Genomic DNA, 25,543 nt, shown 5'->3' on the forward strand with positions numbered 1-25,543 from the left:
ATGGAAAAAGAGCAGTTGATTGAAATAGCCAATACGATAATGCCGTTTGGCAAGTACAAAGGGCGTCGCTTAATTGACCTGCCGGAGGAGTATCTGCTGTGGTTTGCCCGCAAAGATGAATTTCCAGCAGGGAAACTCGGTGAGCTAATGCAAATCACGCTGCTGATTAAAACGGAGGGGCTGACGCAACTGGTCCAGCCCCTGAAGCGCCCGCTTTAAACCTTTCCGTGGCTTTCCTGCTGCGACTGTAACTGCCCGGTCTGGCGCTTGTAACGACGCGCCAGTACCGCGCAAACCATCAGTTGGATCTGATGGAAAATCATCAATGGCAGCACCATCATACCGATCACCGATGTCGGGAACAGAATGTTTGCCATTGGGATACCATTCGCCAGACTCTTTTTCGAGCCACAGAAGACGATAGTGATTTCATCCGCCTTATTGAAACCCAGTCGGCGCGCCATAAAGACGTTAATCACAATCACAATAGCCAACAGCACGCAACTAACCACCACAATAAACAATAGCGATCCCCAGCCGACTTTATGCCAGATACCGTTAACGACTGCTTCGCTAAATGCCGTATAAACCACCAACAGAATGGATGTTTGATCGGTTTTCGCAATCCATTTTTTATTGCGCGCCACCCAGTTACCAATCCACGGGCGGGAAAGATGCCCCAACACAAACGGCAGCAACAGTTGCAGCATAATCTTACCGACCTGCTCGAGGCTACCCTCTGCACCGTGAACATTCATCACCACACCAACCAGCAACGGCGAAAGGAAAATCCCCAGCAGACTGGATGCTGACGCAGAGCAAACTGCAGCCGCGACATTACCACCCGCCATTGAGGTAAAGGCAATTGCGGACTGCACGGTAGCCGGAAGAATGCACAGATAGAGAAAACCGGAGTAGAGCATCGGGTCGACATTTACCGGTTTCCACCAGGCAAACAGTACGCCCAGAATTGGGAACAGCACGAAGGTGCTGCACATTACCCACAAATGTAGCCGCCAGTGACTACCGCCAGCGATAATCGCTTCACGCGACAATTTTGCGCCGTGCATAAAGAACAGCAGGGCAATAGCTGCCGTAGTCAGATTTTCAAAGAACGGGACGAAATCGCCTCTGGCCGGGAAGAAGGAAGCCAGTAATACCACTGTGATCAGGGTTAAGGTGAAAGGATCGAGGATACGAAAAAGTTTCATAAAGACTCCAGATGATCGATGGTTCTATTGTGCTTCTTCCAGTTTGAGAAATAAAATTGATTTATTGCATCCATTTATGAAGAAAATAGATGAATTATTCTTTAAAACAATTAAAGGTTTTCGTCACAGTAGCGCAGGAGAAAAGTTTTAGTCGCGCAGGAGAGCGTATTGGCCTGAGCCAGTCGGCAGTGAGTCACAGTGTGAAGGAGCTGGAAAACCATACAGGTGTTCGCCTGCTGGACAGAACCACGCGTGAAGTGGTGCTTACAGATGCAGGGCTGCAGTTGGCTTTGCGTCTTGAGCGACTGCTGGATGAACTAAACAGCACGTTGCGCGATACCGGGCGTATGGGGCAACAACTGAGCGGAAAAGTTCGGGTCGCTGCCAGCCAGACCATTTCCGCGCATCTTATTCCGCAATGCATTGCTGAAAGCCATCGCCGCTATCCAGATATTCAGTTTGTCCTGCACGATCGTCCGCAGCAGTGGGTGATGGAAAGTATTCGCCAGGGAGATGTCGATTTTGGCATCGTCATCGATCCAGGCCCAGTGGGCGATCTGCAATGTGAAGCGATTCTTTCCGAGCCTTTCTTCTTGCTTTGCCATCGCGATAGCTCTCTGGCCGCGGAAGATTATGTAGCCTGGCAGGCATTACAGGGAGCGAAACTGGTGTTGCAGGATTACGCGTCAGGCAGTCGACCGCTGATTGATGCAGCGCTGGCGCGCAACGGTATTCAGGCGAATATTGTGCAGGAGATTGGTCATCCGGCGACGTTGTTCCCGATGGTAGCCGCAGGCATCGGCATCAGTATTCTTCCCGCACTGGCGCTGCCATTACCTGAAGGTAGCCCACTGGTGGTAAAGCGTATTACGCCGGTGGTGGAACGCCAGTTGATGTTGGTGCGCAGGAAGAACCGTTCACTTTCCACTGCCGCTGAAGCGTTATGGGATGTGGTACGAGACCAGGGTCATGCGCTAATGGCTGAGCGGGAAGGGGATCCGTTGTATCAGATATAGAATGAATTCATACTGCCGGGAGCCCCGGCAGTAATTAATCAGAAGTTAAATTTGATGGAGTAGATTATCGCATCCTGGTAAAAATCTTCGCCCAGTTTGTCATCCGCATATCGATACTGAATCCCCGTAGTGATGTGTGATGTTGCATTCCACCACAGTGCAACTGCGCCGTTCAGCCCTTCTTTACCGCCATTACCCGTCGCATAGGTAGCGTCACGGTCAAACTCGTACTCGTTCCAGTTGGTGAGAGTGAATTTCTCACTGCCCAGCATAAAGTTGTAACCTGCAACCCAGCCGGCTACATAGCCGTTGTTGCCAGTGTAATAGGTTTGATCTGTATAACGCTTAGCAAAGAACGGTTTGAACCACCAACCGCTGCCGGTGAAATTGTAGCCGACACCGTACAGGAACATATCGTCGTGGAAATTCACGCGATTTGCAGATCCGTAGGTACCATACGCGTGCAGGTAAAGATTAAATCCGGTGTCACCCAGGTAAATACGGTTGGTATTTTTAAAGGTATAACGCTGCTCGCTACCTGGTTTATTATGGCGACCGTTATAGAAGTTTTCCCAGTCGAAGAACCCGTACATTTCTCCCCAATTAAAGTTAGCGCCACCTTCAATTTCAAGATAACCAAAATCATCTTTGTGTGATTTTGTTGACGATTTTTCGGTAGTCCGACTGGTCCAGTCCAGATAATGCACGCCGATATCTGCAAAACCGCCTTTAAATTCTGCATGAGATATAACAGGTATCGCTAATATAGAGGATAGAGTCAGAGTTAAAAGATGTTTTTTCATAGCATAAATCCCTATGCTGATCGTTATTAGTAGATTGCTTAATAAAGTGGTTTGTTAAAAACGATATATTGTTAATGCAAAGGAATTAATATCGCCAATACAGTTTTTACCATTGATTAATAGAGAAAAGATATAAATCCATCGATATCGAATCGCTATTGAATGCGTGAGAAAAGTGTATTGGTAAGAACCGGGACAACCTCGCTATAAAAAGGCGTTAGATTCCACCCTACAGAAAAAGGATATATATGTCTCAGGTTCAATTTTCTCATAACTCGCTGTTTTGCGTAGATATTATCAAGACTTATAAACCTAATTTCACGCCACGAGTGGCCTTTATTTTAGGTTCCGGGCTGGGCGCGCTGGCCGATCAGATTGAGAACGCTGTCGCAATTTCCTACGAAAAGCTGCCAGGTTTCCCGGTAAGTACGGTACATGGTCATGCGGGGGAGTTAGTGCTGGGCCATCTCCAGGGCGTACCGGTGGTATGTATGAAAGGTCGCGGACATTTCTACGAGGGTCGTGGAATGACCATCATGACTGACGCAATTCGTACCTTTAAGCTGCTGGGCTGCGAGCTACTGTTCTGCACCAATGCGGCAGGCTCACTGCGTCCGGAAGTGGGGGCAGGCAGCCTGGTCGCATTGAAAGATCATATCAACACCATGCCAGGTACGCCGATGGTGGGTCTTAACGATGATCGTTTTGGAGAGCGTTTCTTCTCACTGGCAAATGCCTACGATGCGGAATACCGCGCACTGTTACAAAAAGTGGCGAAAGAAGAGGGATTCCCTCTGACGGAGGGCGTGTTCGTCTCGTATCCGGGGCCGAATTTCGAGACTGCGGCGGAAATTCGCATGATGCAAATTATTGGTGGGGATGTTGTTGGTATGTCTGTGGTGCCTGAGGTTATTTCAGCTCGCCATTGCGACCTTAAAGTAGTTGCGGTCTCTGCGATTACCAATATGGCGGAAGGTTTAAGCGATGTGAAATTGTCACATGCCCAAACGCTGGCGGCTGCGGAGCTCTCTAAGCAGAACTTCATCAACCTTATTTGCGGCTTTCTGCGCAAAATTGCCTGAGAAAAACAATAAGAAACGGCCTCGCGGGTGAGGCCATATGATGCGACAAGGAAACGATTATGAGCATCGCTATGCGCTTAAAGGTAATGTCCTTTTTGCAATATTTTATCTGGGGGAGCTGGTTGGTTACCCTTGGATCTTACATGATTAATACCCTTCATTTCACCGGCGCGAACGTCGGTATGGTCTATAGCTCCAAAGGTATCGCCGCGATCATTATGCCCGGTATTATGGGGATCATCGCGGACAAATGGCTGCGCGCTGAACGTGCATATATGCTGTGTCATCTGGTGTGCGCTGGTGTACTTTTTTATGCGGCGTCGGTGAGTGATCCGGATACGATGTTTTGGGTGATGTTAATTAATGCGATGGCATTTATGCCGACTATCGCATTATCGAACAGCGTCTCGTATTCCTGTCTTGCTCAGGCAGGGCTTGACCCCGTATCTGCTTTCCCGCCCATTCGCGTTTTTGGTACGGTAGGATTTATTGTCGCGATGTGGGCGGTCAGCTTACTGCATCTGGAATTGAGCAGCCTGCAGTTGTATGTTGCGTCTGGTGCGTCATTGCTGCTGTCGGCTTATGCGCTGACTTTGCCTAAGATTCCGGTTGCGGAGAAAAAATCGACCACGTCGCTTGCCAGCAAGCTGGGTCTGGATGCTTTCGTGCTGTTTAAAAATCCACGCATGGCCATCTTTTTCCTCTTTGCCATGATGCTGGGTGCGGTACTGCAAATTACCAACGTTTTTGGTAATCCATTCCTGCATGATTTCGCCCGTAACCCGGAGTTTGCTGATAGCTTCGTGGTGAAATATCCCTCCATTTTACTGTCAGTTTCACAGATGGCTGAAGTCGGTTTCATTTTGACGATTCCGTTCTTTTTGAAGCGTTTTGGCATCAAAACCGTCATGCTGATGAGTATGGTGGCCTGGACGCTGCGCTTTGGCTTCTTCGCCTATGGAGATCCGTCACCAACCGGCTTTATTTTGCTGCTGCTGTCGATGATTGTTTACGGCTGTGCATTTGATTTCTTCAATATTTCTGGTTCGGTATTTGTCGAACAGGAAGTTGATTCCAGCATCCGTGCCAGCGCGCAGGGGCTCTTTATGACCATGGTAAATGGTGTCGGCGCATGGGTTGGCTCGATTCTGAGTGGTATGGCAGTAGATTACTTCTCGGTAGATGGCGTAAAAGACTGGCAAACTATCTGGCTGGTGTTTGCAGGATATGCTCTTTTTCTCGCAGTGATATTTTTCTTTGGGTTTAAATATAATCATGACCCTGAAAAGATAAAGCATCAAGCGGTGACTCATTAAAAGGATTCGCAGCTCTGCTCTTCAGAGCTGCTTTTATGATAAAGGTTAATTAGTGAAAGATATTTTATTTTCTTCCGGCGTTGGTTTTGGTATTGGTGCTTTATTTACAATCGTGCGCTTGCCTATTCCTGTACCAAATGTATTACCGGGTATATTATCCATTGTGTTTATGTATGTCGGATATCTGGTGGTGAAATACTTTATGCCATGATAATTTAATACGATGTATTTATTATATGGAGCACTTAATTATGGAACGCGTATACAGAACAGATCTTAAGTTGCTCCGTTATTTTCTTGCCGTAGCGGAAGAGTTGCATTTTGGCCGCGCAGCAGCGCGTTTAAATATGTCTCAGCCTCCGCTCAGTATTCATATTAAAGAGCTGGAAAATCAACTCGGCACGCAGCTTTTTATTCGCCATTCGCGCAGCGTCGTACTGACACACGCGGGCAAAATCTTGATGGAAGAATCGCGTCGATTGCTGGTGAATGCAAATAATGTATTGGCTCGGGTTGAACAAATAGGTCGGGGAGAAGCAGGGCGGATTGAACTCGGCGTAGTGGGAACGGCAATGTGGGGACGGATGCGCCCGGTTATGCGGCGATTCCTCAGGGAAAATCCTAACGTTGAAGTTCTTTTTCGCGAAAAGATGCCCGCGATGCAAATGGCCCTGCTGGAACGACGTGAACTCGATGCCGGGATCTGGCGAATGGCGACAGAACCACCGGCAGGTTTTACCAGCTTACGGTTGCATGAATCGGCGTTTCTGGTGGCGATGCCTGAAGAGCATCATCTCTCATCATTTTCCACCGTCCCACTGGAGGCGCTACGTGACGAGTATTTTGTTACAATGCCGCCTGTGTACACTGACTGGGATTTTTTGCAGCGAGTTTGCCAGCAGGTGGGATTTTCACCGGTTGTTATTCGCGAAGTTAATGAACCGCAAACGGTACTCGCCATGGTCAGTATGGGTATTGGTATCACATTGATAGCGGACAGCTACGCACAAATGAACTGGCCAGGTGTCATTTTCCGTCCGCTCAAAGAGCGCATCCCTGCGGATTTATATATTGTTTATGAAACACAGCAGGTGACGCCTGCGATGGTTAAGCTGTTGGCAGCATTGACACAGTAGGTGAGGGGACAGGAATTGCCGGAAATAGTAGGTGTGATAAGTGAAGCGCATCAGGCAATTTCGCAAATCACAGATAGCAAAAAAGCGCCTTTAGGGCGCTTTTTTACATTGGTGGGTCGTGCAGGATTCGAACCTGCGACCAATTGATTAAAAGTCAACTGCTCTACCAACTGAGCTAACGACCCGAAGTGGTGGGTGATGACGGGATCGAACCGCCGACCCCCTCCTTGTAAGGGAGGTGCTCTCCCAGCTGAGCTAATCACCCACTTCGGTACTTCACATTTTTACAAGAAATTTAGCTGGCGAGAAAGTGGTGGGTGATGACGGGATCGAACCGCCGACCCCCTCCTTGTAAGGGAGGTGCTCTCCCAGCTGAGCTAATCACCCATTTCTCAATTTCTTGCTACACGGCGGAGACTACATAAAGTAGTTGGTGGGTGATGACGGGATCGAACCGCCGACCCCCTCCTTGTAAGGGAGGTGCTCTCCCAGCTGAGCTAATCACCCCCGCTGTGTGGAGTCGCATTATAGGGAGAGTTCAAAATGAGTCAACGCCTTTTCCAAAGAAATTGTTCGTTCGTCGTAAATTTAAGCAGGATGATCGCAAAACAGACCGTGTTGCGCAATTTATCAACGAAAACAATAATGCATCATGTAGCAACCCGAACTACATTGAGGAATCAGGCTGGAGTGATAGAATATCGCCCACTCAATTTTTCCAGGATTTGCCGGTTGTCGGCATCTTTCTAAACGTAAGGCCATTTCATGAAAATCAAAACTCGCTTCGCGCCAAGCCCAACAGGCTATCTGCACGTTGGCGGCGCGCGTACTGCTCTTTACTCCTGGCTTTTTGCACGTAACCACGGTGGTGAGTTTGTGCTGCGTATTGAAGACACCGATCTTGAGCGTTCCACGCCGGAAGCTATCGAAGCCATTATGGATGGCATGAACTGGCTGAGTCTGGAGTGGGATGAAGGTCCGTACTTCCAGACCAAACGTTTTGATCGCTATAACGCGGTTATCGATCAGATGCTGGAAGAGGGGACGGCCTATAAATGCTACTGCTCTAAAGAGCGTCTGGAAGCACTGCGTGAAGAGCAGATGGCAAAAGGCGAGAAGCCGCGTTATGACGGTCGCTGCCGCCACAGTCATGAACATCATGCTGATGATGAACCGTGCGTCGTGCGTTTTGCTAATCCGCAGGAAGGTTCCGTTGTTTTTGACGATCAGATCCGTGGTCCGATCGAGTTCAGTAACCAGGAGCTGGATGATCTGATTATCCGCCGTACCGATGGTTCTCCGACCTATAACTTCTGTGTGGTTGTTGATGACTGGGATATGGAAATCACCCACGTAATCCGTGGTGAAGACCATATCAACAATACACCGCGTCAGATCAACATTCTGAAAGCCCTGAAAGCGCCAGTACCTGTTTACGCGCACGTTTCTATGATCAACGGTGATGACGGTAAAAAACTGTCCAAACGCCACGGCGCGGTCAGCGTAATGCAGTATCGCGACGATGGTTACCTGCCAGAAGCGTTGCTGAACTATCTGGTACGTCTGGGCTGGTCCCACGGCGATCAGGAAATCTTCACCCGTGAAGAAATGATCAAATACTTCACCCTGAACGCGGTTAGCAAATCTGCCAGTGCGTTTAACACAGACAAACTGCTGTGGCTAAACCATCATTACATTAACGCGTTGCCGCCGGAGTATGTCGCTACTCATTTACAGTGGCATATCGAGCAGGAAAATATTGATACCCGCAACGGCCCGCAACTGGCGGAACTGGTGAAACTGCTGGGTGAACGCTGCAAAACCCTGAAAGAGATGGCACAAAGTTGCCGTTATTTCTACGAAGATTTTGCCGAGTTTGATGCTGATGCAGCGAAAAAACATCTGCGCCCGGTCGCTCGCCAGCCGCTGGAAGTGGTACGTGACAAACTGTCTGCAATTACTGACTGGACGGCTGAAAATGTTCACCAGGCTATTCAGGCAACAGCGGATGAGCTGGAAGTGGGTATGGGAAAAGTCGGTATGCCGCTGCGCGTAGCTGTTACCGGTGCGGGCCAGTCTCCGGCGCTGGATGTTACGGTTCACGCAATTGGCAAAGCACGCAGCATTGAGCGCATCAATAAAGCGCTGGCATTTATTGCTGAACGCGAAAACCAGCAGTAATTAATACTTAAAAGATAAACGGCAGGAGATAATATCCTGCCGTTTTTTACTTATTATTTATGCTGATTCGTCAATGTCGAGACGGGCAAGGAAATTGCGAATCCCTTCACGCGATAAAAACTGCGCAACTTTTTCTTGCTCACTATGAGTCATATTGTCTATCGCGCTGATTATTTGCCGGTAAGCCGGAGTTCGCATACCAGGTGCGTATTCAGCAAGAGGTTCTTCGGCCTCGAGAAAAACCGGCGTGTTATGGAAGGCCGGTGTGTTTTGAATAAACTCGCAAACCTGCGTATCGATCAGAATAAGTCTGGCACGGCCGCCCTTCACGCCGGGAAATTTTTCCGTTTTCCAGCCTTTTTCTCTAATCCAGCGGTTAACGGTTTGTTTAGCCACGCCGAGGCATTCCGCCAGTTCTTCGGTGGTCATTTTATTGCGTAATCTTTTCATATTATTTGCTGTTGCGAATCCCTAAGCGTTGTAATAACCCGATAATCCCTTCCCGCAGAAGCAAGGATGTAAACTGTTTTTGTTCAGTTGCCGTCATCTCTTTCGCCAGCGTCGCTAACAGCACTTCAAGCGGCGCATCGCCAGACAGAGCGGGTATTTCTCCCTGACACTGTGGGCGTTCTGCATTGCGAATATATTCACGAACCTGTTCATTGATGTGTACCAGTCGGGCCTTGCCACCCTGGACGCCTGGTTTTGGTGATGTCGTCCAGCCTTCCTTGCGTACCCATTTATTAATGGTCTGGCGGCTATAACCGGTCAGTCTGGCAAGTTCATCTGGCGTCATCCTCTCCTTGAACATAACAATTCCCTGAATAGTTGTGGGTCTATTAAGTGTTCATTTTATAGCATCAATTTACAGGAAACCGTGATATGAATAACTACTGAATGCGAGACGTAATCCAAAAATGTTCATTTGCCTGATTTTTCAGCGATTGAAACCAGGTGCTGCAATTTGCCGTTGACACATAAGGGCGGAATTCATATGATGCCGCCCGTCAACTCGACAAGCTTTACGTGACGGGGCTATAGCTCAGCTGGGAGAGCGCTTGCATGGCATGCAAGAGGTCAGCGGTTCGATCCCGCTTAGCTCCACCAAATTTTGCACCCAGCAAATTTGGTACGTAAACGCCTCGTGGGGCTATAGCTCAGCTGGGAGAGCGCTTGCATGGCATGCAAGAGGTCAGCGGTTCGATCCCGCTTAGCTCCACCAAATTTCAAACCCTCGCTGCGAAGCGGGGGTTTTTTGTCTCTGCTTTTTGCCGCTTTTGTAATACAGTCTACGCCCGGGTTAGCGCCGCCTGGTGAAAACATCACTGGACAAAAAAACAGCAGCAGGCCGGCCCCTGTTTGCTTCGCGATGCGAATAAACTTATTATTTGTGTGCCTGAAAAACCCGATCAGTGAGAGTAGTGTACTCATGTTTGTGGAGCATAACCTGATAAAAAATATCAAGATATTCACACTGGCGTTTACGCTCACCGTGGTACTTATTCAGCTATCTCGTTTTATTTCGCCACTTGCAGTTATCCATTCCAGTTATATCTTTCTGGCGTGGATGCCTCTGTGCGTAATGCTGTCAATAGTGTTCATCTTTGGCTGGCGTGGTGTCGTTCCCGTTTTATGCGGGATGTTTTGCACTAATCTGTGGAATTTTCATCTCTCATTTTTGCAAACCGCTGTCATGCTTGGCAGCCAGACTTTCGCTGTGTTGTGTGCCTGTGCAATATTACGCTGGCAGTTGGGAACGCGTTGGCGTTATGGCTTGACCACCCGAAACGTCTGGCAACGTCTCTTCTGGCTTGGTTTGGTGACGCCGATCGGCATCAAATGCAGCATGTATCTTGTAGGCAACTTCTTTGATTTCCCGCTAAAAATATCGACATTTTTCGGGGATGCAGATGCTATTTTCACGGTCGTTGATTTGCTTAGCCTTTTCACTGCGGTGTTGATTTACAACATGTTCTTTTACTATCTCACTCGCATGATTGTAAGTCCCCGCTTTGCGCAGATATTGTGGCGCAGAGATATCGCACCGTCACTGAACAAAGAGAAACGTGCATTTACCTTAAGCTGGCTTGCTGTTCTTACAGTGCTGCTACTTCTGATGTGTACGCCTTATGAAAACGACTTCATTGCCGGTTATCTGGTGCCCGTTTTCTTTATCATCTTTACTCTTGGTGTCGGTAAGCTTCGCTATCCGTTTTTAAATCTCACCTGGGCTGTCTCGACTCTTTTCCTCCTGAATTACAACCAGAACTTTTTACAAGGGGTGGAAACAGAATATTCGCTGGCATTTATTCTGGCGGTACTGATTTCTTTTAGCGTTTGCCTGCTCTACATGGTGCGCATTTATTATCGTAGTGAATGGCTTAACCGTCGCTGGCATTTGCAGGCGCTGACCGACCCTTTAACGCTATTACCCAACTTTCGCGCGTTGGAGCAATCGCAAGAGCAAGAGGCCGGAAAGAGTTTTTGCTGCCTGCGTATTGATAATCTTGAGTTTATGAGTCGTCATTACGGTCTGGTGATGCGCGTTCATTGCATCCGCTCAATTTACCGTACACTGCTACCGTTGATGCAGGAAAACGAAAAGTTGTATCAACTACCGGGCAGTGAATTGCTGCTGGTACTGACCGGGCCGGAAACGGAAGGGCGGCTACAGCATATGGTTAATGTCCTCAATAGTCGGCAGATTCACTGGAACAACACCGGCCTGGATATGGGCTACGGCGCGGCCTGGGGGCGTTTTGATGGTAATCAGGAAACCCTGCAGCCCATGCTGGGGCAGTTAAGCTGGCTGGCGGAACAATCCTGCGTTCATCATCACGTTCTGGCGTTGGATAATCGAGAGGAGATGGCGTCCGGGCAGACTACCAAACAGGTGCTATTGCTGAACACCATTCGTAAAGCATTAGATAATGGTGATTTGCTTCTCTACGCCCAGCCCATTCGTAACAAAGAGGGACAAGGCTATGATGAGATCCTTGCTCGTCTGAAATATGACGGCGGCATTATGACGCCGGATAAATTTCTGCCACTTATCGCCCAGTTTAACCTAAGCGCGCGTTTCGATTTGCAGGTGCTGGAATCCCTGTTGAAGTGGCTGGCAACTCACCCTTGTGACAAAAAAGGACCGCGATATTCGGTAAATTTAATGCCGCTCACTCTGCTACAAAAAAATATCGCCGGACGGATTATTCGCCTGTTTAAGCGTTATCACATCTCCCCGGAGGCTGTCATTCTCGAAATCACCGAGGAGCAGGCGTTTTCTAACGCAGAAAGCAGTATGTATAACATTGAACAACTGCATAAATTTGGCTTCCGTATTGCGATTGATGACTTTGGCACTGGCTATGCCAACTACGAGCGGTTAAAACGTTTGAAGGCCGATATCATCAAGATTGATGGCGTCTTTGTGAAAGATATCGTCACGAACACGCTGGATGCGATGATTGTGCGCTCGATTACCGATCTGGCGAAAGCGAAGTCGTTAAGTGTGGTTGCAGAGTTTGTAGAGACGCAACAGCAGCAAGCGCTATTGCATAAACTTGGGGTGCAATATCTGCAAGGATATTTAATTGGTCGCCCGCAGCCATTAGTTGATTAGCAGGGATAAAAAGCCGGGGATAAATAATCCCCGGCTTTTTTAATGGATTGCCTTACAGCACCAGTGCTGCGATTGATGCAGAAAGCACACTCACCAGCGTAGAACCATAAACCAGTTTCAGACCGAAACGAGAAACCACGTTACCTTGCTCTTCGTTCAGACCTTTAACCGCGCCCGCGATAATCCCGATAGAAGAGAAGTTAGCGAAGGATACCAGGAACACAGAGATGATGCCTTCAGCACGCGGAGAGAGCGTAGAGGCAATTTTCTGCAGATCCATCATCGCAACGAATTCGTTGGAAACCAGTTTGGTCGCCATGATGCTGCCTACTTGCAGTGCTTCACTGGAAGGAACACCCATCACCCATGCAATCGGATAGAAGATGTAGCCCAGGATGCCCTGGAAGGAGATGCTGTAGCCAAACCAGCCAGTCACGGTAGCAAACAGGGCGTTCAGTGCTGCGATCAAGGCGATAAAGCCGATTAGCATTGCTGCAACGATAATGGCTACTTTGAAGCCCGCCAGAATGTACTCACCCAGCATTTCGAAGAAGCTCTGACCTTCGTGCAGGTTGGACATCTGAATGTTTTCTTCGCTGGCATCAACACGGTACGGGTTGATCAGCGACAGTACGATAAAGGTGCTGAACATGTTCAGTACCAGCGCTGCAACCACGTATTTCGGTTCCAGCATCGTCATGTATGCGCCAACGATGGACATCGACACGGTGGACATCGCCGTGGCTGCCATAGTGTACATACGATTACGGGAGATTTTGCCGAGGATATCTTTATAGGCGATAAAGTTCTCGGACTGACCCAGAATCAGGGAGCTGACGGCGTTAAAAGATTCCAGCTTGCCCATTCCGTTGACTTTGGAAAGCAGGAAGCCAATCGCGCGGATAATCACCGGCAACACGCGAATGTGCTGGAGAATACCGATCAATGCAGAGATAAAGACGATTGGGCACAGCACTTTCAGGAAGAAGAACGCCAGGCCTTGATCATTCATGCTACCAAAGACAAAGTTAGTACCTTCGTTGGCAAACCCGAGCAGTTTTTCAAACATTTCGGAGAAGCCTTTCACGAAGCCCAGACCAACGTCAGAGTTCAGGAAGAACCACGCCAGTAACACTTCGATAACAAGCAGTTGAATTATATAACGGATACGAATTTTTTTGCGGTCGCTGCTTGCCAGCAATGCGAGAATCGCAACAACGGCTAGTGCCAGTACAAAATGAAGGACGCGGTCCATATTTGCTCCAAATATGAGGCAGGTTAAGTTTCCGTGCACATTCTATGTAACATGGTTAAGGAAAACGAGATCTGACACACACTATAATGATGTCCTGTGACAAGCTTCAAAAATAGTGAGCTGTTATACATTTCTGCTATGTTGTGTATGGAAGCTGAAAGTTATGTAAATGTGCTAACATTAAACATAATCATAACATTTAACTCATCAATCTTTTCGTAGTCATAATCCTGGCCTATCAGAGAAATCACCCTAACCCAATTAAATGAATTTGATAATCATTCTCGTTTAGCATAGCATGAAACATAGCAAAGGCTATGTTTTAGAGGCACAACAAGATGACAAACTATCGCGTTGAGAGTAGCAGTGGACGGGCGGCGCGCAAGATGAGGCTCGCATTAATGGGACCTGCGTTCATTGCAGCGATTGGTTATATCGATCCCGGTAACTTTGCGACCAATATTCAGGCGGGAGCCAGCTTCGGCTATCAACTGCTATGGGTTGTTGTCTGGGCGAACCTGATGGCGATGCTGATTCAGATTCTTTCAGCCAAACTGGGGATAGCCACCGGTAAAAATCTGGCAGAGCAAATCCGCGATCACTACCCGCGCCCCGTAGTGTGGTTCTATTGGGTTCAGGCGGAAATTATTGCGATGGCGACCGACCTGGCGGAATTTATTGGCGCAGCGATCGGTTTCAAACTGATTCTTGGTGTTTCGTTGTTGCAGGGGGCGGTGCTGACGGGTATCGCGACTTTCCTGATTTTAATGCTGCAACGTCGCGGGCAAAAACCGCTGGAGAAAGTGATTGGCGGGCTACTGCTGTTTGTCGCCGCGGCTTACATTGTCGAGCTGATTTTCTCTCAGCCTAACCTGGCGCAGTTGAGTAAAGGGATGGTGATTCCGAGTTTACCAACCTCGGAGGCGGTCTTCCTGGCGGCTGGCGTGTTAGGGGCGACGATTATGCCGCACGTGATTTATTTGCACTCTTCGCTCACTCAGCATTTACATGGTGGTTCGCGTCAACAACGTTATTCCGCCACCAAATGGGATGTGGCTATTGCCATGACTATTGCCGGTTTTGTTAATCTGGCGATGATGGCAACGGCTGCCGCCGCGTTCCATTTTTCCGGTCATACGGGGGTCGCTGATCTTGACGAAGCCTACCTGACGCTGCAACCGCTGTTAAGCAATGCTGCCGCGACGGTCTTTGGTTTAAGTCTGGTGGCGGCGGGGCTTTCGTCAACGGTGGTGGGAACATTGGCGGGGCAGGTAGTGATGCAGGGATTCATTCGCTTCCATATTCCGCTGTGGGTGCGCCGTACCGTGACCATGTTGCCATCTTTTATTGTTATTCTGATGGGGCTGGATCCGACGCGGATTCTGGTCATGAGTCAGGTGCTGCTAAGTTTTGGTATTGCCCTGGCGCTGGTGCCACTGTTGATTTTCACCAGTGACAGTAAGTTGATGGGCGATCTGGTTAACAGCAAATGGGTTAAACAAACCGGTTGGGTGATTGTAGTACTGGTGGTCGCGTTGAATATCTGGCTGCTGGTGGGAACGGCACTGGGGTTGTAGTTCAACTGGCGTCGCATGTGGTGCCACTGGCGGATGCGGCGTAAACACCTTATCCGCCCTACGTGTTTAATGGCGCGGGTTTGTAGGCCTGATAAGACGCGCCAGCGTCGCATCAGGCATCGTACTCCATTGGCGAATGTGTTTAATGACGGTGCCCATGTCCACGACCTTTTCCGCGATGATCATCACGGTCGCGCCAGCCTTCGCGGTAGCCTCGTTCATACGCTTTACGCTTATCCCAGCCACGGTGGTAGCCATTATCGTGACGCCACCAGCGGTTTTTACGCCATTCGTAATTACGGTGCCAGTAATCACGGTCGCGCCAGTGACCACCGTCCCAATAATTACCGTAATGATCGCGATCGCCAATTTGTAATTTTATCGATGGCAGTAGGGTAATTTCACCTGCGTTTGCCGCAAGTGGGGTAAATACCATCAGGGCGGCCGCCAGAAACAGTGACCTGAACATTGTTATTCTCCTTCACGATCGAAGCCGTCAGCGGCCTGTTAACGCAATATTACGGGGAGGTAAAGCCCCGTTTCATCGCCATAACTCTTAAATCGTGAGGGAGAGCATTTTTTGTTAAAGCTTATCGTGGGGGGGCTGTTGCTTCGGGCGATTCACAATCATCATCGGTTTACCTGCCAGCAATAGCCACGCCGGAAGCATGACGATACAAAGCAGCGGTAGCAAAGTGGTATCAGGTACAACGACCGCCGCCATAAACAGACTTAACCAGCCATCGCGCGTCACCACCAGTACTATGCCGAGAATAGCGCAGGAAACGGTAATCGCCGCCGGGACTGCGGGAACATGTTCATGCAGCATCAACCCTAACGCTACGCCAACAAACACGGCCGGGAAGATTCGCCCACCACGAAATCCGCTGGCGGCGGCAATAACCAGGGCGGCAAGTTTAATGAGCGCCAGCAAAAAGTAATCGCTGGCGCTCAAAGCCTGATTCATCACCATTTGCTGCATCTCATCCAGTCCTTTAAACAGTGAGACAGGTCCGCCGATGACGCCCAGAATACCCAGCATAAAACCGCCAACTCCCAGCATGAGTACTGGGTTTTTAATCTGATGCATCATCGCGTGCAACCGTGGCAGACACCACACAGCAACCATCCCCGCAGCGATGGCAATCGTCGCCACAATGGCACCGCTGATGATGTCGGTCATCTGCATCTGTTCGTAATGCGCAATGGGTAGCGAAAAATGAGGATGAAAAAATAGACTTGTGGTCAGAGCACCAGTCGCCGCCGCCATTAACGGTGCAAAGAGCCGATCCCATAGCGGGACTTCATTACTGCCATTTAAGGTTTGCGAAAATATCAACGCTGCCGCAACAGGTGTACCAAACAGCGCGCCGATAGTTCCGGCTGAGGCTAAAATAGTCCACTCCATCCGGTGAACTCGTGGTAACAGACGAGTGCCAATCGCCACTGCGAGAGCGATATTAACGGTCATGATCGGATGTTCCGGCCCGAGGCTGACGCCACCAGCAAGACCGAGAATTAATGCCAGGATCAGTCCCGGTAGCGCAGAGGGGGGAACCGGTGCGCCGATCAGTGGTTCACTGGCCGGATCTGGCCCGGCATGACCCTGGCTGAAACGGATAACCAGTCCTACCGCGATCCCTGTCAGCGTTAATATTCCGATGATCCACAGCGGTGAGTCCTGAGCTAACCCCAGACTTTCCGGTAGTCGTTGCCAGAGCAAACTCTGTAATACCGAGGCGATTTTCATCACTACAATCAGAATAAGACTGGACGCAATCCCAATTGCCACTGCGGGAAGCGATAATAACAACATGGTTCTGGCTCGCGGATGGAGCATGTTCTATTCCTTATGCGGGATCAGATACTTAGTTTGCCCAGCTTGCATAAAGGCATCGCTGCAATTGGTGCTGAAACGATAAAGTAATTGTGTGACCCAGATCGATATTTACAGGGAGCCAGCCTTTCCGGCGTTGTTGTTATGCCCCCAGGTATTTACAGTGTGAGAAAGAATTCTTTTGACTTTAGCGGAGCAGTAGAAGAATGACAAAGTATGCATTAGTCGGTGATGTGGGCGGCACCAACGCACGTCTTGCCCTGTGTGATATTGCCAGTGGCGAAATCTCGCAGGCTAAAACCTATTCAGGGCTTGATTATCCCAGCCTGGAAGCGGTCATTCGCGTTTATCTCGAAGAACATAAGGTTGAGGTGAAAGACGGCTGTATTGCCATCGCTTGCCCAATCACCGGTGACTGGGTGGCAATGACCAACCACACCTGGGCATTTTCGATTGCTGAAATGAAAAAGAGCCTCGGTTTTAGCCATCTGGAAATTATCAATGATTTTACGGCGGTTTCGATGGCGATCCCGATGCTGAAAAAAGAGCACCTGATCCAGTTTGGCGGAGCAGAACCAGTAGAAGGTAAACCAATCGCGGTGTACGGTGCCGGAACAGGGCTTGGGGTTGCGCATCTGGTCCATGTAGATAAACGCTGGATCAGCCTGCCGGGTGAGGGCGGTCACGTTGATTTTGCGCCAAATAGCGAAGAAGAGGCCATTATCCTCGAAATACTGCGTGCGGAAATTGGCCATGTCTCGGCGGAGCGCGTGCTTTCTGGCCCTGGGCTGGTGAATCTGTATCGTGCGATTGTGAAAGCCGATAACCGCCTGCCGGAAAATCTCAAGCCGAAAGATATTACCGAACGTGCACTGGCCGACAGTTGCACCGATTGTCGTCGGGCATTGTCGCTGTTTTGCGTCATAATGGGACGTTTTGGCGGCAATCTGGCGCTCAATCTCGGGACATTTGGCGGTGTGTATATTGCAGGCGGTATCGTGCCGCGTTTCCTCGAGTTCTTCAAAGCTTCTGGTTTCCGCGCCGCTTTTGAAGACAAAGGCCGCTTTAAAGAATATGTCCATGATATTCCGGTTTATCTCATCGTCCATGACAATCCGGGACTTCTCGGTTCGGGCGCACATCTACGCCAGACCTTAGGCCACATCCTGTAAAACCTTCCTGTCATATCGGGAGGAATCTCTCCCGATAGTCATTTAAATCATAGAGTTAATTAGATTTTTCTTTGTGTTTCATCACAAGGCCGACCTGCGTCACACTTCCGTATAACGGGATTAATTATCCAGTAAAAGCATTATTTGTCTGGTAACAGCGATTTGTTTTGCACGTTCATAATTTCACTCGCTAACTATAACCAAGCGAGGAAATAACGATGAGTAAGAAACTGATTGCCCTGTGTGCTTGCCCGATGGGGCTGGCGCACACCTTTATGGCTGCCCAGGCGCTGGAAGAAGCGGCGGTAGAAGCAGGCTATGAAGTGAAAATTGAAACCCAGGGCGCAGATGGCATCCAGAACCGTCTTACGGCGCAAGATATCGCAGAGGCGACCATCATCATCCACTCCGTGGCGGTTACCCCGGAAGATAACGAACGTTTTGAGTCACGCGATGTTTATGAAATCACTTTGCAGGACGCAATTAAAAACGCTGCGGGCATCATCAAAGAAATCGAAGAGATGATTGCCGCTGAACAGGCGTAATTTTTTACAGGGATATTGTTATGGCCATTAAAAAACGCAGTGCAACCGTTGTGCCTGGCGCATCCGGTGCGGCAGCGGCAGTTAAGAATCCGCAGGCCTCTAAAAGCAGCTTCTGGGGTGAACTCCCGCAGCACGTGATGTCAGGGATTTCACGCATGGTGCCGACCTTAATTATGGGCGGTGTGATCCTCGCTTTCAGCCAGTTGATTGCTTATAGCTGGCTGAAAATTCCCGCTGACATTGGCATTATGGATGCGCTCAATAGTGGGAAATTTACCGGTTTCGACCTCTCGTTACTGAAATTTGCCTGGCTGTCGCAGTCGTTTGGCGGCGTGCTATTTGGCTTTGCCATTCCGATGTTCGCCGCCTTTGTGGCTAACTCCATTGGTGGCAAACTGGCGTTCCCGGCAGGGTTTATCGGCGGGTTGATGTCTACCCAGCCCACGCAACTGCTGAATTTTGACCCCAGCACCATGCAGTGGGCGACCTCTTCGCCCGTGCCGTCCACCTTCATTGGCGCGCTGATTATTTCTATTGTCGCGGGTTACCTCGTGAAATGGATGAACCAGAAAATCCAGATGCCGGATTTCCTGTTAGCGTTCAAAACCACTTTTTTATTACCAATTCTTTCCGCCATTTTTGTCATGCTGGCGATGTATTACGTGATCACGCCGTTTGGTGGCTGGATCAACGGTGGCATTCGCGCCATGTTGACGGCAGCAGGTGAAAAAGGCGCGCTGATGTACGCAATGGGAATTGCCGCAGCAACGGCAATTGACCTGGGGGGGCCAATCAACAAAGCGGCAGGTTTCGTTGCCTTCAGCTTTACGACAGACCACGTACTACCCGTCACCGCGCGTTCTATCGCTATTGTTATTCCGCCGATTGGTCTGGGCCTGGCGACCGTTATCGACCGTCGTTTAACCGGCAAACGCCTGTTCAACGCCCAGCTTTATCCACAGGGCAAAACCGCCATGTTCCTTGCGTTTATGGGTATCAGTGAAGGTGCTATTCCGTTCGCGCTGGAAAGTCCCATCACCGCCATTCCGTCCTATATGGTAGGTGCGATTGTTGGTTCCACCGCCGCTGTCTGGCTGGGTGCAGTGCAGTGGTTCCCGGAATCTGCTATCTGGGCATGGCCGCTGGTTACTAACCTCGGCGTCTATATGGCGGGGATCGTTGGGGGCAATCATCACTGCGCTGATGGTGGTGTTCCTGCGTCTGATGATGTTCCGCAAAGGCAAATTGTTAATCGATAGCCTGTAAGAAGGACAATCCTGATGACATTACTCGCTTCGCTGCGCGACTGGCTTGCGGAACAACAGCTTGATGCGGTGCTTCTCTCTTCACGGCAGAACAAGCAGCCACATCTGGGACTCTCCACCGGATCAGGCTATGTGGTGATTAGCCGTGAGAGCGCGCACATTCTGGTGGACTCACGCTATTACGCGGATGTGGAAGCCCGTGCGCAAGGCTACCAGCTACATTTACTCGATGCGGCGCAGACGCTTGCAACCATCGTCAATCAGCTCATTGCCGATGAGCAACTGCAAACGCTTGGTTTTGAAGGCCAGCAGGTGAGTTGGGAAAGCGCACATCGCTGGCAGACTGAACTCAATGCAACGTTGGTCAGCGCCACGCCGGACGTACTGCGGCAAATCAAAATGCCGGAGGAGGTAGAGAAAATCCGCCTCGCCTGTGGGATTGCCGATCGCGGTGCGCAACATATCCGCCGGTTTATACAGGCGGGGATGAGCGAGCGTGAGATAGCCGCTGAACTGGAGTGGTTTATGCGCCAGCAGGGCGCGGAAAAAGCCTCTTTTGACACCATTGTCGCCAGTGGCTGGCGTGGGGCGCTACCGCACGGCAAGGCCAGCGACAAGATTGTTGCCGCGGGCGAGTTTGTCACTCTCGATTTCGGTGCGCTGTATCAGGGCTACTGTTCTGATATGACGCGCACCTTTCTGGTGAATGGCGAAGGGGTGAGCGCCGAATCTCACCCGCTGTTTAACGTGTATCAGATTGTCCTGCAGGCGCAACTGGCTGCAATCTCTGCGATTCGCCCCGGTGTGCGTTGTCAGCAGGTTGACGACGCCGCGCGTCGGGTGATTACCGAGGCTGGTTATGGCGAGTATTTCGGTCATAACACCGGTCACGCCATCGGTATTGAAGTGCATGAAGATCCGCGCTTTTCACCGCGGGACACCACGATGCTCCTGCCAGGCATGTTACTGACCGTGGAGCCGGGGATTTATTTGCCAGGGCAAGGGGGCGTGCGCATCGAAGATGTCGTGCTGGTTACCCCGCAAGGCGCAGAAGTGCTGTACGCCATGCCGAAAACAGTGTTGCTCACGGGAGAGGCATAATGGATTTATCGCTATTAAAAGCGTTGAGCGAGGCAGATGCGATCGCCTCCTCGGAACAGGAAGTGCGGCAGATCCTGCTGGAGGAAGCGGATCGCCTGCAAAAAAAGGTCCGTTTTGATGGTCTGGGATCGGTGCTGATCCGCCTCAATGAATCGACAGGTCCGAAGGTGATGATCTGCGCGCATATGGACGAAGTGGGATTTATGGTACGCAGCATCTCCTGTGAGGGTGCTATCGACGTGCTGCCGGTTGGTAATGTGCGCATGGCCGCCCGCCAGCTTCAGCCGGTGCGGATCACCACCCGTGAAGAATGCAAAATTCCAGGCCTGCTCGATGGCGAAAGGCAGGGAAATGACGTTAGCGCAATGCGCGTGGACATTGGCGCACGTTCTTATGACGAAGTCATGCAGGCGGGAGTTCGTCCGGGCGATCGCGTCACCTTCGATACCACTTTTCAGGTTCTCCCTCACCAACGGGTAATGGGCAAAGCCTTTGATGACCGCCTCGGTTGCTACCTGCTGGTGACTTTACTGCGCGAGCTGCACGACGCCGAACTCCCTGTGGAAGTCTGGCTGGTGGCCAGTTCCAGCGAAGAGGTTGGCTTACGTGGCGGGCAAACCGCCACCCGCGCAGTGTCGCCGGACGTCGCCATTGTGCTGGATACCGCCTGCTGGGCGAAAAACTTTGATTATGGCGCGGCTAACCATCGCCAGATTGGTAACGGCCCGATGCTGGTGTTAAGTGATAAATCGCTGATTGTGCCGCCAAAATTCATCGCGTGGATTGAAAGCGTGGCGGCAGAAATTGGTGTGCCGTTGCAGGCGGATATGCTCAGCAACGGCGGCACGGACGGTGGAGCGATTCACTTAACCGGCACAGGCATACCCACAGTGGTGATGGGCCCTGCCACCCGCCACGGCCATTGTGCCGCGTCGATTGCCGATTGCCGCGACATTTTGCAAATGCAGCAACTTTTATCTGCACTTATTCAACGTATTACGCGTGAGACCGTTGTTCAACTGACGGATTTCAGATGATCTCCTGATTAACCCGGAGCGGTTATGTTAACGATTCAATTTCTTTGCCCTTTGCCTAACGGTCTTCATGCTCGCCCGGCGTGGGAACTTAAAGAACAGTGCAGCCAGTGGCAAAGTGCAGTGACCTTCATCAACCATCGCCAGAATGCGAAGGCCGATGCAAAAAGCTCGCTGGCACTGATTGGCACCGGAACCTTATTTAATGACAGTTGCAGCCTGAACATTAGCGGCAGCGATGAAGAGCAGGCGCGGCGCGTGCTGGAAGAATATATCCAGGTGCGCTTTATCGACAGCGACAGCGTCCAGCCGACGCAGGCAGAGCTGATGGCACATCCGTTACCGCGTTCATTAAGCCGCCTGAATCCAGATTTGTTGTATGGAAATGTGCTGGCGAGCGGTATCGGCATTGGTACACTGACCTTATTACAGAGCGATAATCTCGACAGTTATCGCGTGATCCCTGCCTGTGCACAAGATTCCACCCGACTGGAACACAGCCTGGCAACGCTTGCCGAGCAACTGAACCAGCAACTGCGTGAGCGTGACGGCGAAAGCAAAACTATTCTCAGCGCCCATTTGTCACTGATTCAGGATGACGAGTTTTCAGGCAATATCCGTCGGCTGATGGCTGAACAGCATCAGGGGCTGGGCGCGGCGATCATCAGTAATATGGAACAGGTTTGCGACAAACTTTCTGCCTCTGCCAGCGATTACCTGCGTGAGCGGGTCAGCGATATCCGCGATATCAGCGAACAGTTGTTGCATATCACCTGGCCGGAGCTGAAGCCACGCAATAATCTGGTGCTTGAAAAACCGACCATTCTGGTTGCTGAGGATTTAACGCCAAGCCAGTTTTTGAGCCTTGATCTAAAAAATCTCGCGGGCATGATTCTGGAGAAAACCGGGCGCACCTCGCATACCCTGATTCTGGCACGTGCTTCGATGATCCCCGTTCTTAGCGGCCTGCCGCTGGATGCGATAGCACGCTATGCCGGACAACCGGCGGTGCTTGATGCCCAGTGCGGCGTGCTGGCGATTAATCCTGATGACGCGGTGAGTGGTTATTACCAGGTGGCACAGACGCTGGCGGATAAACGTCAGCAGCAACAAGCACTTGCCGCTGCGCAACAGGCGTACTCCCGCGATCACAAGCGTATTGATATTGCTGCGAATATTGGCACTGCTCTGGAAGCACCAGGCGCGTTTGCTAACGGCGCGGAAGGCGTCGGGCTGTTCCGTACCGAAATGCTGTATATGGATCGCGATAGTGCGCCGGACGAGCAGGAACAGTTTGAAGCCTACCAGCAGGTGTTACTGGCAGCGGGCGAAAAGCCGATTATCTTCCGTACGATGGACATCGGCGGCGATAAAAGCATTCCTTACCTCAACATTCCCCAGGAAGAGAACCCGTTCCTCGGCTATCGTGCGGTACGTATTTACCCGGAATTTGCTGGTCTGTTCCGCACTCAACTGAGGGCTATTTTGCGTGCTGCCAGTTTTGGCAACGCTCAGTTGATGATCCCAATGGTGCACAGCCTCGATCAGATCTTATGGGTAAAGAGTGAGATCCAGAAGGCAATCGTTGAGCTTAAACGCGATGGCCTGCGCCATGCAGAATCGATCCCGCTTGGGATCATGGTGGAAGTGCCGTCGGTGTGTTACATCATCGACCACTTCTGTGATGAGGTCGATTTCTTCAGTATCGGCTCCAACGATATGACCCAGTATTTGTATGCGGTCGATCGTAATAATCCGCGCGTATCGCCGCTGTATAACCCGATTACGCCATCATTCCTGCGCATGTTGCGGCAGATCATTACCACTGCGCATCAGCGGGGCAAATGGGTGGGAATTTGCGGGGAGCTGGGTGGCGAAAGCCGCTATCTGCCGCTACTGCTTGGGCTGGGTCTGGATGAGTTAAGTATGAGTAGCCCACGCATTCCGGCGGTGAAAAACCAGCTTCGGCAACTGGATAGCGAGGCGTGTCAGGAACTGGCGCGTCAGGCGTGCGAGTGCCGCAGCGCGCAGGAAATTGAAGCGTTACTCACTGCGTTTACACCGCAAGAAGACGTTCGTCCGCTGCTGGCGCTGGAGAATATCTTCGTTGATCAGACTTTTAGCAATAAAGAGCAGGCTATTCAGTTCCTGTGCGGCAACCTTGGCGTTAACGGGCGTACTGAGCATCCGTTCGAGCTGGAAGAAGATGTCTGGCAGCGTGAGGAGATTGTCACCACTGGCGTTGGTTTTGGCGTGGCGATCCCGCACACCAAATCTCAGTGGATCCGCCATTCCAGTATCAGTATTGCCCGCCTGGTGAAACCTGTCGACTGGCAGTCAGAGATGGGCGATGTCGAACTGGTGATCATGTTGACGCTGGGCGCTAGCGAAGGAATGAACCATGTGAAAGTCTTTTCGCAACTGGCGCGCAAACTGGTGAATAAAAACTTCCGCCAATCGCTGTTTGCCGCCAAAGATGCTCAAAGTATTCTGACACTGCTCGAAACAGAGCTAACTTTTTAAATTTAGCCCTGAAAACGGGCGCTGTACTCTCCTGGCGTCAGACCAAACTGACGCCGGAAGACGCGACAAAAATAGTCGCTATCCGGAAAGCCGCAGCGTTGTGCTACTTCATGAATTGACAGGTGGTATTTCTGCAAAATCATCCTCGCCTTCGCCATCCGCACCCAACGCACATACTCGATAAATCGCATCGTCCCATGCAGCGCAAACAGTTTTGACAGGTGATTTGGCGTGATATTAAAAAACTGCGCCACATTCTCGCGGGTGAGCGGCTGGGCATAATTATCCTGAACCCAGTTACAAATGCTGTGATAGAGAAAATCGCCGCGCGGCTGCGAATGACCCGGCGGCATATTTACCACGTTGCGGCAAAGATGCAGCAAACTGAGTACCAACGGTTGAATGATATTCTGCTCCAGCGGCGAACGGCTGAGATGGGTGAGGGCGGTGAGTATTGCTTCACCTTCACCGCGTTGCAGGCTGGGAAGCTGGAGCTGGCGAACCGGATGTAACAGTGTGGTGGTACGGCTATCGTAAAACGACAACCCCAGCCATGTTGGTGCAAACACCAGGCTTAACAACATAACAGGTTTGTTGTTGACCGGTAAATTAGCCGCGCGCGCCGGAATAAACAGTATTTCCCCTTCCACCATGCGTTGCTGTTTTGCTGCCAGTTGATTGCCGTATTCACCGCGCAGCACAATATCCAGCCGGGGGAAATCAATACATAAACTGCCCACCGGCAACGAGGCGGGCTGGCTGGCAAACCAGACGCGCCCCAGTCGCTGTGGGTTAAGCACCAGGCCGCTGAACAGATCTGCGAAAAATTGTTGATCGGCGGGCAAGCCTGTTGCTTTCATGGATATCCCC

At 50.6% G+C, this 25,543-nt stretch carries 23 protein-coding genes, 6 tRNA genes and 1 pseudogene; 18 read left to right on the forward strand and 12 right to left on the reverse strand.

The annotated features are described in order from the left end of the window. Positions 1 to 219 (forward strand): DUF3820 family protein, encoded by a 219-nt coding sequence (locus ESM_RS0114850; protein ID WP_000410201.1) that lies wholly within the window; start codon positions 1 to 3, stop codon positions 217 to 219. Here the strand turns inward: ESM_RS0114850 and ESM_RS0114855 are convergent. After that, entirely contained in the window at positions 216 to 1,211 is a 996-nt protein-coding gene (locus ESM_RS0114855; RefSeq protein ID WP_000765619.1) for a bile acid:sodium symporter family protein, read from the reverse strand. The two genes, ESM_RS0114850 and ESM_RS0114855, sit on opposite strands and share 4 nt — an antisense overlap. Before the next feature lie 89 nt (positions 1,212 to 1,300). On the opposite strand from ESM_RS0114855, the gene ESM_RS0114860 reads away from it, so the two are divergent. Beyond that, positions 1,301 to 2,227, forward strand: a complete 927-nt coding sequence (locus tag ESM_RS0114860; protein WP_001109778.1) for a LysR family transcriptional regulator — start codon at positions 1,301 to 1,303, stop codon at positions 2,225 to 2,227. A 38-nt stretch (positions 2,228 to 2,265) separates the two neighbouring features. Here ESM_RS0114860 and ESM_RS0114865 read toward each other — a convergent pair whose 3' ends face one another. Beyond that, entirely contained in the window at positions 2,266 to 3,030 is a 765-nt protein-coding gene (locus tag ESM_RS0114865; RefSeq protein ID WP_000716416.1) for a nucleoside-specific channel-forming Tsx family protein, read from the reverse strand. Between the two features lie 248 nt (positions 3,031 to 3,278). Between ESM_RS0114865 and xapA the strand changes: the two genes are divergently transcribed. From xapA to xapR, 4 genes are read left to right on the forward strand one after another with little or no spacing between them, the layout of a single operon-like run. After that, entirely contained in the window at positions 3,279 to 4,112 is an 834-nt protein-coding gene (gene xapA, locus ESM_RS0114870; protein ID WP_000084579.1) for a xanthosine phosphorylase, read from the forward strand. Between the two features lie 59 nt (positions 4,113 to 4,171). Next, positions 4,172 to 5,428, forward strand: coding sequence for a xanthosine/proton symporter XapB (xapB, locus tag ESM_RS0114875; RefSeq protein ID WP_000020394.1), 1,257 nt, complete (start codon positions 4,172 to 4,174; stop codon positions 5,426 to 5,428). A 52-nt stretch (positions 5,429 to 5,480) separates the two neighbouring features. Then, positions 5,481 to 5,639 carry a DUF1427 family protein gene (locus tag ESM_RS01000000125000; RefSeq protein ID WP_000651752.1) on the forward strand — a complete coding sequence of 53 codons (159 nt, stop codon included), beginning with the start codon at positions 5,481 to 5,483 and terminating at the stop codon, positions 5,637 to 5,639. A 40-nt stretch (positions 5,640 to 5,679) separates the two neighbouring features. Further along, entirely contained in the window at positions 5,680 to 6,564 is an 885-nt protein-coding gene (xapR, locus tag ESM_RS0114885) for a DNA-binding transcriptional regulator XapR (RefSeq protein ID WP_001516822.1), read from the forward strand. Between the two features lie 109 nt (positions 6,565 to 6,673). Here the strand turns inward: xapR and ESM_RS0114890 are convergent. From ESM_RS0114890 to ESM_RS0114905, 4 genes are all read right to left on the reverse strand, one after another. Beyond that, positions 6,674 to 6,749 (reverse strand) — tRNA-Lys (locus tag ESM_RS0114890). Positions 6,750 to 6,753: 4 nt separating this feature from the next. Next, positions 6,754 to 6,829, reverse strand: a tRNA-Val gene (locus ESM_RS0114895). A 46-nt stretch (positions 6,830 to 6,875) separates the two neighbouring features. Next, positions 6,876 to 6,951 (reverse strand) — tRNA-Val (locus tag ESM_RS0114900). Positions 6,952 to 6,995: 44 nt separating this feature from the next. Continuing rightward, positions 6,996 to 7,071 (reverse strand) — tRNA-Val (locus tag ESM_RS0114905). Positions 7,072 to 7,329: 258 nt separating this feature from the next. Here ESM_RS0114905 and gltX point away from each other — a divergent pair. Continuing rightward, the gene (gene gltX / locus ESM_RS0114910) at positions 7,330 to 8,745 is read left to right on the forward strand and encodes a glutamate--tRNA ligase (RefSeq protein ID WP_000695644.1); all 1,416 of its coding nucleotides are present in this window, start codon (positions 7,330 to 7,332) and stop codon (positions 8,743 to 8,745) included. Between the two features lie 57 nt (positions 8,746 to 8,802). On the opposite strand, the gene ESM_RS0114915 is transcribed toward gltX, so the two are convergent. Together ESM_RS0114915 and ESM_RS0114920 are read right to left on the reverse strand one after the other, a co-directional pair. Beyond that, the gene (locus ESM_RS0114915) at positions 8,803 to 9,195 is read right to left on the reverse strand and encodes a MerR family transcriptional regulator (protein WP_000826489.1); all 393 of its coding nucleotides are present in this window, start codon (positions 9,193 to 9,195) and stop codon (positions 8,803 to 8,805) included. 1 nt (position 9,196) lies between these two features. Further along, positions 9,197 to 9,556, reverse strand: a complete 360-nt coding sequence (locus ESM_RS0114920) for a YfeC-like transcriptional regulator (protein ID WP_000472019.1) — start codon at positions 9,554 to 9,556, stop codon at positions 9,197 to 9,199. A 220-nt stretch (positions 9,557 to 9,776) separates the two neighbouring features. Between ESM_RS0114920 and ESM_RS0114925 the strand changes: the two genes are divergently transcribed. From ESM_RS0114925 to ESM_RS0114935, 3 genes are all read left to right on the forward strand, one after another. After that, positions 9,777 to 9,852: transfer RNA gene (locus ESM_RS0114925), tRNA-Ala, on the forward strand. Between the two features lie 39 nt (positions 9,853 to 9,891). Then, positions 9,892 to 9,967, forward strand: a tRNA-Ala gene (locus ESM_RS0114930). 207 nt (positions 9,968 to 10,174) lie between these two features. Further along, on the forward strand, positions 10,175 to 12,364 hold the full coding sequence (locus ESM_RS0114935) for a bifunctional diguanylate cyclase/phosphodiesterase (protein ID WP_010379031.1): 2,190 nt from the start codon (positions 10,175 to 10,177) through the stop codon (positions 12,362 to 12,364). Positions 12,365 to 12,416: 52 nt separating this feature from the next. Here ESM_RS0114935 and nupC read toward each other — a convergent pair whose 3' ends face one another. Then, complete coding sequence (gene nupC / locus ESM_RS0114940; RefSeq protein WP_001516818.1) at positions 12,417 to 13,619, reverse strand: nucleoside permease NupC; 1,203 nt, start codon at positions 13,617 to 13,619, stop codon at positions 12,417 to 12,419. Between the two features lie 298 nt (positions 13,620 to 13,917). Between nupC and ESM_RS1000000129660 the strand changes: the two genes are divergently transcribed. Then, a complete protein-coding gene (locus tag ESM_RS1000000129660; protein WP_420842036.1) occupies positions 13,918 to 13,977 on the forward strand; it encodes a hypothetical protein in 60 nt (19 codons plus the stop codon). Beyond that, the gene (locus ESM_RS0114945) at positions 13,958 to 15,196 is read left to right on the forward strand and encodes an Nramp family divalent metal transporter (protein WP_000186376.1); all 1,239 of its coding nucleotides are present in this window, start codon (positions 13,958 to 13,960) and stop codon (positions 15,194 to 15,196) included. The genes ESM_RS1000000129660 and ESM_RS0114945 overlap by 20 nt, the downstream gene beginning before the upstream one ends. Positions 15,197 to 15,338: 142 nt before the next feature. Here the strand turns inward: ESM_RS0114945 and ypeC are convergent, their stop codons facing one another. Beyond that, positions 15,339 to 15,665: a DUF2502 domain-containing protein YpeC gene (ypeC, locus tag ESM_RS0114950; RefSeq protein WP_000490087.1), complete on the reverse strand. Its 327-nt coding sequence runs from the start codon at positions 15,663 to 15,665 to the stop codon at positions 15,339 to 15,341. A 114-nt stretch (positions 15,666 to 15,779) separates the two neighbouring features. After that, entirely contained in the window at positions 15,780 to 17,036 is a 1,257-nt protein-coding gene (locus tag ESM_RS0114955; protein ID WP_000903162.1) for an ion channel protein, read from the reverse strand. A 203-nt stretch (positions 17,037 to 17,239) separates the two neighbouring features. Here ESM_RS0114955 and glk point away from each other — a divergent pair, with 203 nt between their 5' ends. The 6 genes and pseudogenes from glk (at position 17,240) to ptsP (ending at position 24,673) form a co-directional block, all read left to right on the forward strand. Then, positions 17,240 to 18,205 carry a glucokinase gene (gene glk, locus ESM_RS0114960; RefSeq protein ID WP_000170363.1) on the forward strand — a complete coding sequence of 322 codons (966 nt, stop codon included), beginning with the start codon at positions 17,240 to 17,242 and terminating at the stop codon, positions 18,203 to 18,205. A 218-nt stretch (positions 18,206 to 18,423) separates the two neighbouring features. Further along, entirely contained in the window at positions 18,424 to 18,750 is a 327-nt protein-coding gene (locus ESM_RS0114965; RefSeq protein ID WP_000038452.1) for a PTS fructose transporter subunit IIB, read from the forward strand. A 20-nt stretch (positions 18,751 to 18,770) separates the two neighbouring features. Further along, positions 18,771 to 20,016, forward strand: a pseudogene (locus tag ESM_RS01000000125010) (PTS fructose transporter subunit IIC). Positions 20,017 to 20,030: 14 nt separating this feature from the next. Further along, a complete protein-coding gene (gene ypdF, locus ESM_RS0114975; protein ID WP_000173213.1) occupies positions 20,031 to 21,116 on the forward strand; it encodes an aminopeptidase in 1,086 nt (361 codons plus the stop codon). Then, positions 21,116 to 22,153, forward strand: a complete 1,038-nt coding sequence (gene ypdE, locus ESM_RS0114980; RefSeq protein WP_000366068.1) for an aminopeptidase — start codon at positions 21,116 to 21,118, stop codon at positions 22,151 to 22,153. Before ypdF ends, ypdE begins: the two co-directional genes overlap by 1 nt. A 24-nt stretch (positions 22,154 to 22,177) precedes the next feature. Beyond that, the gene (ptsP, locus tag ESM_RS0114985; protein ID WP_000955832.1) at positions 22,178 to 24,673 is read left to right on the forward strand and encodes a phosphoenolpyruvate--protein phosphotransferase; all 2,496 of its coding nucleotides are present in this window, start codon (positions 22,178 to 22,180) and stop codon (positions 24,671 to 24,673) included. A gap of 2 nt (positions 24,674 to 24,675) precedes the next feature. Here the strand turns inward: ptsP and ESM_RS0114990 are convergent, their stop codons facing one another. After that, positions 24,676 to 25,533, reverse strand: coding sequence for an AraC family transcriptional regulator (locus ESM_RS0114990; protein WP_000648321.1), 858 nt, complete (start codon positions 25,531 to 25,533; stop codon positions 24,676 to 24,678). Positions 25,534 to 25,543: the final 10 nt, after the last annotated feature.

It is taken from the genome of Escherichia sp. TW09308 (assembly GCF_000208565.1).
GTDB classification, from domain to species: domain Bacteria; phylum Pseudomonadota; class Gammaproteobacteria; order Enterobacterales; family Enterobacteriaceae; genus Escherichia; species Escherichia marmotae.